The following is a 12,418-nucleotide window of genomic DNA, read 5'->3' on the forward strand; positions in this document are numbered from 1 at the left end:
AATATAGCATATCAAACATAGGTTGGTGGTCAGCACAATGAGCATGGACAAACCGGAAGACCGTAAGGAATTAATCTATTTCCAGGAGCTGTGGGCGGAATCCGCCCCCGTTCCGCAAGCCCCGGCGATCCCCTCTAAGGAAGAGGCTAAGGCAATGCTGCTGTTTATGGAGGCAGGGGACAGGGAAGGACAGGCGGCAGTGAGGGAACTCAGCCGGGATTTCACTGTAATTACCGTACTGGCGGCAAGCACCTTCCACAAACAGGACGGTCATACTTACACGATCAATCCTGCGGTGGAACAGGATTATACCGCTGTGCTGGCTGAAGCTGCCAGGGACAACCTGCAAATCGCCTATATGGCGATGCTCTGGAAGAATACCGCGCCGCCGGATGATCCACTGACACCGCCGGATACCGGTGCTATTTTCACTATTTTTCATTGGGTTCAGGCCTTTCATGCCCTTAAGCTGCGGCTGAATATCCGCTGGCTGTCCGTCTCCCGGAGCGGCTGCGGAGAGCAGCCGGCAATCGAAGCTCTGGGAGCCTACGGCAGCTCGCTGCAGCGGGTATATCCGCGTCTTCGCTTCACTCATATCGGGCTGCAGGATGGAGAAGCGAATCTGGCGGAACTCATCCGGGAGGAAAGCCTGCTGACCCGCTTTTCTTTTGCACATGAAGTGAGATATACGGGTGGCTGCCGATTGGAGCAGCAGTTCAGCGAGCTTAACCTGGGGACAGACGGGCCTGCTCTGCTGAAGCAAGGCGGCGTGTACATGATTTCCGGCGGAGCCGGTGCGCTGGGCATGATCCTGAGTTCTCATCTTGCGGAGAATTACGGGGCGAAGCTGGTTCTGCTGGGCAGAAGTCCGCTTACAGCCTCAGTGGAGGATAAACTGGCGGCCTTGCGTGACTCCGGTGGAGAAGCGCTGTATCTGACCTGCGATATTGCGAAGCCCGCTGAAGTGCATTCGGCAGTCCGTCTGGCCAAGCAGCATTACGGAGTCCTTAACGGTGTGATTCATGCGGCGGGCCAAGCGAGCCATCAGCTTATTTTTCAGAAAAGCACGGCCTCCTTTACAGAGATTCTTCAGCCGAAAATCGCGGGTATTGCTGCTCTGGATGAAGCCACACAGCAGGAGCCGCTGGATTTCTTTGCCGCCTTCTCCTCGACTTCATCCCTGCTTGGGGATTTCGGACAATGTGATTATGCCGTGGCGAACCGGTTTTTGGACCGGTTTTGCCGCAGCAGGCAGCAAAAGGCCGAGAAGGGCGAACGGCAGGGCAGAAGCCTCTGCCTGAATTGGCCGCTATGGGAAGCGGGCGGAATGCATCTGGACAATCAGGGGGAACAGCTCTATCTGCAGACTTCCGGAATGGGGTATTTAACAGAGGCGCTGGGCATCAGCGCTTTTGAAGCCATCCTGGCGGGCCAGGAGCAGCAAGCTGCAGTAGTATACGGGGAACGAACAAGGCTGGAAACGCAGCTGAGGCTGAAGCCGAAGGAGGCCGAGCAGGCCAGAGGAGGAATAGCAAAGTTGGAGGAGCATAGGGAGAATACAACGGAGTCCATGGAAGAACAGGTAATGCGCGATGTGCTGCACCTGGCGGCGCAAATTTTGCAGACACAGCCCGGCAAGCTGAACCCGGAGGAGAACATGGGCGATTTCGGCTTTGATTCGATTTCACTGAAGGAATTTGCTGACGGGTTAAGCGAGCTGTATGACATTGAACTCTCTCCTGCTGTCTTTTTCGCCAAAACCACACTGAGCGAGCTGACCCCGTTCCTGCTGGAGGAATTCAGCCGGGAGGTTCAGGCGCATTATGCTGCGGCGACTCCTGTGACTGATTCACTTGAGCAGCAGATACGTATTGCACCGCTGGCGGCACAGGAGGCAATTCCGCAGAATCTACAGAATGCTCCGGCTGCGCAGACAGTTCCGCTTGAGGTTCCCGTCGGTCTGCCCCGCTCCATGAGAGCTGGTGCAGGGGAAGTACAGCCGCCTGCGCTGCTGCCGCTGGCACAGAAATTCTCCGGCCGCAGCAAGACCAGCCGCGCAAAGGTCGTGCCGGAAGCTACGGAGCGGCGGGATGTGGCGGTGATTGGCGTGAGCTTCAAGCTGCCGGGCGCAGACACGGCGGAGGAGCTGTGGAATTTCCTCGAGCGCCAGGAGAATCAGATCCGGGAGATTCCTGCAGACCGCTGGGACTGGAAGGCCTATTACAGCACCGACCCGCAGGCTGAGAACCGCACCAATTCCCGCTGGGGAGGCTTTATCGGCGGCCATGATACCTTTGACGCCAAGTTCTTCCAGCTGTCGCCCCGCGAAGCGGAGCTGATGGACCCGCAGCACAGATTATATATTCAGGCGGTCTGGAAAGCGGTGGAGGACAGCGGATATAAAATGTCTACACTTGCCGGGAAGCAAGTGGGCGTATTCTCCGGCGTTCAGTTTACCGATTACCAGCAGTTATTGTCCGCGAATATGGAGAAGATTCAGGCCCAGTCCAGTATCGGCAACGCAACAGCCTTACTTAGCAACCGCATCTCTTACCTGTTCAATTTCAAAGGGCCCAGTGAATCAATTGATACCGCCTGCTCCAGTAGTCTCGTAGCCTTGCACCGGGCGGTGAAATCCATTCAGCATGGCGAGAGCAGCCTTGCGCTGGCAGGCGGGGTGAGCCTGATGCTTGATCCCAATACCTATGTAGGTGCTGGAGTCATGGGTGTATTCTCACCGGAGGGGCAGTGCAAAACCTTTGACCGCAGTGCGAACGGCTATGTCAAAGGAGAAGGCGTCGGCGTCGTAGTGCTGAAGCCGCTGGATCAGGCCGTGGCGGATGGCGATCACATTTACGGCGTGATCAAAGGCACAGCCGAGAATCACGGCGGCCGGGGTCATTCCCTTACCGCTCCCAATTCGGATGCACAGGCTGAGCTGGTGGTTCAGGCCTTCACCGAAGCGGGCGTAGATCCGGCTGCGGTATCGTATATCGAAACGCATGGAACAGGAACGGAGCTGGGCGACCCGGTGGAAATCAACGGGCTGAAAAAAGCCTTCTCCGAGCTGTACCAGAGCCGGGGACAGGCTCCGGCCCCCGGTCCGCAGATCGGTCTGGGCGCGCTCAAGACGAACATCGGGCATCTGGAGCCGGCTTCCGGTATTGCCGGAGTGATTAAGGTTCTGCTATCCCTCTCCAGGGGCAAGCTGCCGGGTAACCTGAATTTCAAGGAGCTGAATCCTTACATTCAACTGGAAGGCTCCCCGTTCTACGTGCTGGAACGCACGAAGACTTGGGAGGCCAAGGTGGACGCGTCTGGCCAGTCCTTACCACGCTGCGCGGGTGTCAGCTCCTTCGGCTTCGGCGGCACGAACGCCCATGCCGTCATCGAGGAGTATGTGCCGTCTGTGGCGCCTGCGCAACCTGCGGATGAACCTATAGTATTCCTCCTGTCGGCCAAGAACCGTGACCGACTGCGCGAATACGCTGCACTCTTCCGCGGCGCTCTAGCCGAGGCTGTAGATATGCGAGGGATCGCCTACACGCTCCAGGTGGGACGCGAAGAGCTGGAGGAACGGGTGGCTATCGTCGCAGCCACTGCAGAGGAGCTGCGGGACAGGCTGGCTGCCTATTGCGGCGGATATGAAGCATCCGGCCTGTACACGGGCAGCGTTAAGAAATCCCGTCCAGAGACAGGAGCTGAGGACTATTCACAAGCGTTTATCGCCCATGCCTTGGCGGCTACGGATCACGTTACCCTCGCCAAGGCATGGACAGCCGGAGCCCGTATTTCCTGGACCGAGCTATACGGGAATGCGCGTCCGGCGAGAGTTTCCTTACCGAGCTATCCATTTGCACAGACCAGGTATTGGATGCCGCTGAAGAAGGCAGACCCCGCTTCCGTCAAGACTGTGGCCTCGGAGCCAGCCTTGCACGCCTTGATCGACCGCAACCTGTCGACGCTGTATGAACAGGAGTTCGGGAAGACCTTTCAGGGCGACGAGTTCTATCTGGCGGATCATGGGCATGTTCTGCCAGGCGTTGTCTATCTGGAGATGGTCCGGGCAGCCGGAGCCTTGGCTGATCCTAAGCATGCTGTAACCGGAATCCGCAATGTGGTCTGGTCGAGTCCGGTGCTTGTGGACAAGGAGGCGTTACTGGTCAGAACCGCTGTGCAGCCCGGACCCCAAGGGATTGACTTCAGGATTTACTCCGAGCAAGGCGGGCAGCGGGTGGAGCATGCCCAGGGCAAGCTGGAGCTGGGTTCTTCCGGGGGCTTCCGGCAGGAGAGCCTGGATATCAACGCCATAATTGGCAGAAGCAGCGGAGGGGAGCAGGAAGCTCGTGCCTATTATGAGCTGCTGGGCAGCCTGGGCGCTGAGCTGGGCAGCCGGTTTTCGGGGATTCAGGCATTGTACTGCAATCCGTCCGAAGCCGTCTCCAGGCTGGCTGTTCCGGACCGTCTTATGACCACATTGGATCATTACCAGCTGCACCCGACCCTGACCGATGGAGGCTTGCAGTCTGCGGTGGCTTTTGCCTACCAGACCGGGCTGATTGACCGGCAGGTGCTGTTTGTACCGTTCGTGCTGGGACAGCTCGAAATTCTGGATGCTTCAGTACAGCCCGCCTACGCCTATGTTCAGCGTTCGCCGGGTCAGGGACTGAAATTCGATATCGCTTTTGTGGCAGAAGCAGGACAAGTGGTTTCAAGAATGAAGGAGCTTGCCATCCGTCCGTTTCAGGTGAACCCGCTGGCAGGGGTCACCACAGCATTGCCGCAGCCGAAATCCGCCGGAGGTGAGCTGGTCTATTTGACTCCAGGCTGGGTGGAGAGTCCAATAGAGCCACTTGCGGTGCCGTCCGCACCGGGAACCAGACTACTGCTCATGGGCGGCGCTCTGGCGGAGAAGGAGGCGAGTCTGACAAACACACTTGGGGACCCAGCCATTCGGGTGAGCTTTGGCTCAATATACAAGGCACTAGCCGTTAATCAGTTTCAGATTGATCCAGCCGATCCGGAGAGTTATACGAGACTGGCCGAAGCCTGCGGCATTGCTGAGGATACGAAGCTGCAGATTGTTTATCTGCTTAGCGGCACAGGTGCCCGGACGGTCAGAGAGTGTGTGGCTCAGGACGTCTATCCTGTGTTTCATCTGTGCAAATGGCTGGCTTCCTTCGGGTTCCGAAGTCCGGTCCGCCTGTTCTGCATATACCGCGATGAGAAAACGGTGGCCGCCTATAGCGCATTGTCCGGCTTCTTCCGCTCAGCCGTGCTGGAGAGTCCCAAATTGCAGGGCAGCCTGATCCATATTAAGGATCACAGCAGGTTGAATCATGTGCTGGAACAGGAGTTTTCAGGCAGCCAGCCTGAGCATGAGGTGAAATATGAAGCGGGCTGCAGATATACCCGCCAGTTAATCCCTGCACAGCCGCCCCGGGACCGTACGCGCAGGCTGAAGGCCCGAGGTGTCTATATGATTGTCGGCGGACTCGGCGGACTGGGCTATAGGGTTGCCGAGCATCTCGCAGAGAATTACCAGGCGCGCCTGGTGCTGTGCGGCAGAAGCCCGGAAGGTGACCCGGCCAAGCTTGAGCGGCTGAAGTCGCTGGGTGCAGAGGCGGTCTATCTTTCGATGGATTTGGCCGATGCGAAAGCGGTGGAGCTTACGGTAGCTGAGATTAAGAATTTGTTTAACCAGCTGGATGGAGTCATTCATTGCGCCGGAGTAATCAAGGATTCGCTGCTGGTTAAGAAGAACATGGCGGATTTTGCCGATGTGCTCAGTCCCAAGGTATACGGAACGGTATATCTGTACCGGGCGTTGTCACGGGAAAATCCGGAGCTGCTGTTCGTGCCATTCTCCTCCTCAACCGCCTTAGTCGGAAATATCGGCCAGAGCGATTATGCCTATGCCAACAGCTTTTTGGATCATTATGTGGCGCTGATGAATGAGAAGCGAGGCAGAAGCGATACCGCAGTGAACTGGTCCCTGTGGGAGAATGGCGGCATGCAGGTGGACGGCGCTACCAGGGAATTGCTCTGGTCAAAGTTTGGGATGAACCCGCTGTCTGATGAACAGGGACTGCGGGCCCTGGAAGACAGCCTGTCCTTCCGGGAGGACCAGGTGATGGCGGTATCGGGAGACAGGGAGAAGCTCATCCGTACCTTCACCGGCCAATTTCGCCAGGCCAGCCGGCAAAGCCGGCAGCCGGAAGGCAGTTTCGCCGCTGCGGCCGCTGCGCCTGGGGATAACGGACGAAGCCATCAGCTGGAGGAGGCGCTCATCGGCATCATGGCGGATATTCTCAAGAGCAGCCGGAGCGAGGTCAGCCGGGATTCTGATCTCAGTGAGCTTGGCTTTGATTCGATCTCGTTCACTGAGCTGTCGAATGCCATCAACCGGGCCTTAGGAGTGGAGATTACACCAACGCTGTTCTTCGAGCAGTCTACTCCGGCTGCCATTGCGGAAGCGATATACGGTGAATACCGGACGGCGATTGACCTTCATTTTGCACCGCCGGAACGAGGCGGCGAACGCGTCCCGGTTCAGGCCCTGCAAGCGGAAGCACGGCAACCCCACCTTCAGCCGGAGACTGAATTCAGGCTGCTGCACCGCAAACCGGATACCTCCTTGTTCCCGGACCTGGCGGATCGATCAGGGCGGAACACCGGTGCCCTGCCGGACACCAGGGAGCCTATCGCTATCGTGGGCATGAGCGGGATGATGCCCGGAGCGGACAATCTGGAGCAGTTCTGGTCCAATCTGGAAGCACAGAAGGACATGGTCACGACCATTCCTGAAGACCGCTGGAGCTGGCAGAACCGCTACGGCGACCCGCGCCGGGAGACGGGCAGAACCGATGTGAAATACGGTGCCTTCCTTAAGCGCATCGACACCTTTGATCCGCTCTTCTTCGGCATTTCGCCGGTGGAAGCGGAAAAGATGGACCCGCAGGAAAGACATATGCTCCAGACCGTATGGCATACGCTTGAGAATGCGGGCTACAAGCCGGAGGAACTGTCGGGAACCCGGACCTCGGTATTCATCGGGGTATCGAACGGGGATTATCAGGAGCTGCTGCTGAAGGATGAGATTGCCACCACGCTGACCCGCACGATGCTGACGAACCGGATTTCTTATTTCTTCAACTGGAGCGGACCGAGCGAGCCGATTGACACGGCCTGCTCCAGCTCGCTGGTAGCCATCCACCGCGCGGTGGAGTCGATCTGGCATGAAGGCTGTCCATATGCAGTCGCAGGCGGAATCAATCTGATCGCCAGCCCGAACCTGTTCATCGCTGGCAGCAGCCTGGGGATGCTGAGCAAGGACGGGAAATGCAAGACCTTCGACAAGGACGCCGACGGGTATGTGAGAGGCGAAGGGGCAGGGGCGCTGCTGCTTAAGCCGCTGTCTGCCGCGCTTAGGGACAAGGATTATATTCATGGCGTGATCCGGGGAACAGCGGTCAACCACGGCGGGAAATCGAATTCGATTACTTCCCCGAATGCCAAATCCCAGGCGGAAGTCATTATCCGCGCACATGAGCGGGCAGGCATAGACCCTTCCACGGTCACTTATATTGAGACGCACGGAACAGGTACCAGCCTGGGCGATCCGATTGAAGTAGAGGGACTGAAAAAGGCATTCAAGGCTCTGTATCAAGAGTGGGGCAAGCCGGAATCAGAGCTGCCGCAATGCGTAATCGGCTCGGTCAAAACAGCAATCGGCCACCTGGAATCGGCGGCAGGCATAGCGGGTGTAAGCAAAGTGCTGCTGTCCATGAAGCACGGGAAGATTCCGGGCAATATTCACTTCAAGGAGCTGAATCCCTATATCAAGCTGGAAGGCAGCGGTCTTAGCATTGCAGGGCAAACTGTCCCATGGAAGCCGTTTGCCGGAAGCCGGGGCAGTGAGATTCCGCGCCGGGCGGGCATCAGCGCTTTTGGTGTAGGCGGAAGCAATGCGCATATCATTCTGGAAGAATACCGCAATCCGCCGGTTGAGCTGCCTGCACAGAGCCGCTCCCGGCACATCATTATTCTGTCTGCCAAAAGCCAAAGCAGTCTAAAGGAGAATAGCCGCAGACTCCAGGCCTTTGTCGCCCGCAGCCTTGCGGGAGAGGCGGCTCTTCCAGCGGAGGACAACGCCCACAGTCTGGAAACAAGCCTGCGGCGCGATGTCATTGCCTTGTTCAGACAGGTGATGGTTCTTGACGGTGAGGACATTGATCCTGCAGCGGAGCTCGAGGAATACGGACTGGACGCAGTCAAGAACGTGCAGCTGCTGGAATTACTGAAGGACAAATTCACTCTCGAATTCAAGGACGCTGTGTACGGCTTCTCTTCGCTGAATAGTCTGGTGATGTTCCTGTTGCAGCACGATCCCGAGGGGATCAGCAGTTACTACGCGGCGGGACGCAGTAGAGTGCACCTGGAAGGAACTGCTCTGCCGGACAGCCTCACCCTGGAGCAGCTGGCTTACAGTCTGCAGACCGGACGCGCTGAAATGACTGAACGGCTGGCCATTGTGGCCGACAGCCTGAGCATGCTTCACGGGAAGCTGGGAATGTACCTGTCCGGGCAGCAGGATCAGGCGGGCATACATGAAGGACAGAGCAGCCAGCGTTCGGCGCTCAGCAAGCTGTTCGACGGCGAGGAGAGCCGCTTGTTCATGAATGAGCTGCTGCTGGGAGAGAAGCTGGACAAGATTGCCCAGCTATGGGTGCAGGGCGTTGCCATCGACTGGACGGCCTGGTACCCGCAGCCGCTGCGCAAGACGCCGCTTCCCGAGTACGCCTTTGATGAGGAAAGATACTGGCTCCCCGGACCGGACCGCATAAGCGCGCCAGAGTCTGCCCTAAGCCCGGCTCATACTCCGGAAGCAGAAGTACTTGCGGAAGAAGAGCCGGTTGTTCTGGATGACGATCAGCTGCTGCTGTGGCTGAACAAAGTACACAAAGGGGAAATAAGCGCCGAGAACTTAAATCTGTTAGTGGGGGATCTCTTGGAATGAGCACCTATTCGAGAATGCAGTTGTTAAAGCTGGTGGAGAGCCAGCAAATGTCTCCGGAGGAAGCATTGAAGATCATCAGGGAGAACAGTCAGCGTCCTGCAGGCCAGCCACAGCATCAGCCGCAGCCGCCGATCCAAGAGGAGCCGCTAATCGCGGCTCCTGCGGACCGGCAGGATTTGGGCTCGCAATTGAACAAGCTCCTGGTGGAGGGAGTAGCCACGCTGCTTAAGGTACCGGCGGGCAAAATCCACCCGGATGCCGACTGGAAAAGCTTTGGGTTTGATTCCATCAGCTTCACGGCCTTTCACAGCTATCTGACGGAGAAGCTGGGATTCAGCTTTCCCCTGGATGTCTTCTTTGAATACAGCACGATCAATACCTTAACCGGATTCCTGCTGACCCAATCCTCCGGTGCAGAGGTCAGCTTCAGCGGGGAGCCTGCAGTACACCCTACGGGTCACCTGCTTTCTCAAAGCCCCGCTGAGACTGGAAAGTTCACCCCTGCCCGGCAGGATTCCCTGTGGCTGGTCAACAGTGCGGATACCTTTTTTCTCGACTTCTGGAGCAAGCTTGCAGATTCCTCCATCAATGCTCCCGGGACGAACTACCCTCCGCTGTCCACAGCTGAGCTGGATAGTGTCCCGCACAAATACATCCAGCTGCTGGTGAATACCTCGGCCGGTCAGAAGATGGAGGTAGTAATCTCCGGTCAGGGCAAGCCGCTGGTCATTGTCGGAGGTGTGGGTATGGCTTCGCCGATGATTCTGCATCAGCTCGATTATTTCTCAAGCCGCTGCCGGGTCATCAGTATCCATAATCCGGGCTGCGGACTCAGTGAGGATATCGACAATTACTCGCTGGAGCACAGGGTCGAGGTGATTGCGGAGGTGCTGGACAATCTGGGAGTGAGCGGGCCGGTGGATTTTGTCGGCATTTCCTGGGGGGGACTCGTCGGGCAAACGTTCAGCGTGGAGTATCCGGAGCGGGTTTCCAGCCTGATCCTGGTCAGCTCCATCTATGAAATCGTCAATGAGAACCCGCAAATGAATGCTGACGCAGCGATGAAGAAGGATCTTGAAGCAGTCGAGCGGGGACTGGATTCCCTGGAGCTGATGGAGTATGGGAAGAGCATCAACAAGCAGATTTTCACGAAGTACATGGAATATTATCTGCCCGGCAATCACAAAAGCTACTCGACCATCCAGCTGATCGGCCGCATTCAGGTGCCGGTACTGATCGTATACGGCAAAAAAGACACCATCATCAATACCCGGCAATCCAGAGAAATGGCAGTTGCAATTCCGGGGGCCCGCTGCGTTGAAATGGAGGACGCCGCCCACTTCCTGTTCATGACGCATCATGAGCAGCTGCACCGGGCGATGGAAGAGTTCATCTTCCGGCCCGAGGCTGAACCCTTCAGCCTGCGGGACAGCTACGCGCAAATTCTGGATGCTGAGCAATTGCGCAGATCAGAGCTGGACATACGGGGAATCGAAGGCTACGAGGGACTGGAAGAGCGTCTGAATGAGCTGTGCATGAGCTATGCCTACCGTTATATCAGGCAGTGCGGTCTCGACACCACTCCCGGCACGATTCATGACCGGACAGAGTGGGTGAAGCGGCTGAAGATCCTCCCCGGGTATACCAAGCTGCTGGACTGCATGATCGACATGCTGGCGGAAGACGGCGTGGTGAAGCTGTTGAACAGCCGCGTCAAATTCATCAAGGCCGAAGCGGAGATTCCGCAACCGCAGGAGCTGTATGAGGCCTGTCTGCAGGATTTCCCTGAGTTCCGGGGGATGCTCCAGTTCCTGGATTATTGCACCGGCAATTATAAGGATGCGCTCAGCGGACGAATCCCTCCGGTCAGCGTGCTGTTCCCTAAGGGCAGCTCGGACGCCCTGGAGCGGAGCAACCGGGATACCGTGGAGCATGGCAGGGAACGGGTCTATGCCCGGGTGGTGCATGATATTCTCTCCATGCTGATCGCCAGGGACGGAGGCGGCGGACCGCTCAATATTCTTGAGGTCGGCGGCGGAACCGGACTCTTGACCCGGCAGCTGCTGGATCTGGCAGAACTCCCGAATGTGAACTACTATTTCACCGATATCGGCGAATATTTTATTAACAAGGCGAAGGATGAGCCCGAATTCACTTCCCTGCGCTTTAAGACTTTTGATATCAGCAAAAATCCGGCAGAGCAGGGCCTGGCACTGCACAGCTTTGATGTTGTGCTCGGGCTGAACGTGGTCCATGCCACTAAGGATATCGGCGGAACGCTGACCAATCTGCGGCAGCTGCTTGTACCGGGCGGTCTGATGCTGCTGATTGAGGCCTGCAAACGCCTGCGCTGGGTGGATATGGTCTGGGGGCTGGCCGAAGGCTGGTGGATGTTCGAGGACCGGAGCCTGCGCGATAAATCTCCGATTATTGACCCTTATGCCTGGGAAAAAGTATTCGTGGACGCCGGTTATCAGGACATTCAGGTCTTCCCTGGCGACGATGAACGGCGCTTTATGGCCGACTGTGTTCTTGTCGCAGCGCACAAAAGGTAAAAATTCAAAAATATGATACTAATTTTAACATTATACAGCATAAACATTCATTGACATTGAAGGAAATCGTAGATGATAATTTAGTAGATTCATAAAGAAAATTGTGGAAATATGACAAACCAGATTTTCGAGGAGGCGGACATGGAAGCAACGTATGATCTGTTTACCATCAAAACGCAGTGTATGACTTTTTCTAACTACGCTTATCTCGGAATTGACAAGACCTCCCGTAAAGCTTTTGTTGTTGATCCGTCCTGGGATGTATCGCAGATGATTCAGATTTTGGAGAAGCAGGGCGCTTCCCTGGAGGCTGTACTGCTGACGCATTCTCATTTCGATCACACCAATATGGTCAAAAAACTGGAAATGCTCTATCATCCGTCGGTCTATATTTCCAGAACAGAGGCGGACTACTACAGATACCGCTGCACCCGGCTCAGAACCGTTGAAGACATGGACCGGATACGTATCGGGGACACCCAGATTACTTGTCTGGTGACTCCAGGGCATACGCAGGGAAGTGTCTGCTACTGGGGCGAAGACAACCTTTTCTCCGGGGATACGGTATTTATCGAAGGCTGCGGCTTATGCGACAGCGAGGGGGGCTCGGCAGAGGATATGTATTACAGCATCCACCGGCTGATCCGGCTGATTCCGGCACATGTGCGGGTTTTCCCGGGCCATTCCTTCGGCGATCCGCCGGGCAAAGAGATGAGCTATCTCTATAAAAGAAATCTGTATTTCCAAATCGATGACATCAATCATTTTGTGAAATACAGGAACAGAAAGAACAATGCCAGAGTTTTTGATTTCAAATAAGCTGCTCAAATTCAGGAGGTACCGT

The 12,418-nt window shown here is 56.5% G+C and carries 3 protein-coding genes; all 3 read left to right on the forward strand.

Features of this window, described 5'->3' with window-relative positions:
• The first annotated feature begins 37 nt into the window (after positions 1 to 37).
• The 3 genes from MHI42_RS01320 to MHI42_RS01330 all read left to right on the forward strand — a co-directional run bounded on the left by MHI42_RS01320 (position 38) and on the right by MHI42_RS01330 (position 12,393).
• Positions 38 to 9,019, forward strand: a complete 8,982-nt coding sequence (locus tag MHI42_RS01320; protein ID WP_342422458.1) for an SDR family NAD(P)-dependent oxidoreductase — start codon at positions 38 to 40, stop codon at positions 9,017 to 9,019.
• Positions 9,016 to 11,574, forward strand: a complete 2,559-nt coding sequence (locus MHI42_RS01325; protein ID WP_342422459.1) for an alpha/beta fold hydrolase — start codon at positions 9,016 to 9,018, stop codon at positions 11,572 to 11,574. The genes MHI42_RS01320 and MHI42_RS01325 overlap by 4 nt, the downstream gene beginning before the upstream one ends.
• A 141-nt stretch (positions 11,575 to 11,715) precedes the next feature.
• A complete protein-coding gene (locus MHI42_RS01330; protein ID WP_039291928.1) occupies positions 11,716 to 12,393 on the forward strand; it encodes an MBL fold metallo-hydrolase in 678 nt (225 codons plus the stop codon).
• The last annotated feature ends 25 nt before the right edge of the window (positions 12,394 to 12,418 follow it).

Origin of the sequence: Paenibacillus sp. FSL E2-0178 (assembly GCF_038593005.1) — a bacterium.
GTDB lineage: Bacteria > Bacillota > Bacilli > Paenibacillales > Paenibacillaceae > Paenibacillus_AQ > Paenibacillus_AQ phytohabitans.

Bases quoted from the DNA above. Each gene is read 5' to 3' on its own strand.
- MHI42_RS01325 (WP_342422459.1), top strand. From the start codon at position 9,016: ATGAGCACCTATTCGAGAATGCAGTTGTTAAAGCTGGTGGAGAGCCAG.
- MHI42_RS01330 (WP_039291928.1), top strand. From the start codon at position 11,716: ATGGAAGCAACGTATGATCTGTTTACCATCAAAACGCAGTGTATGACT.
- MHI42_RS01320 (WP_342422458.1), top strand. From the start codon at position 38: ATGAGCATGGACAAACCGGAAGACCGTAAGGAATTAATCTATTTCCAG.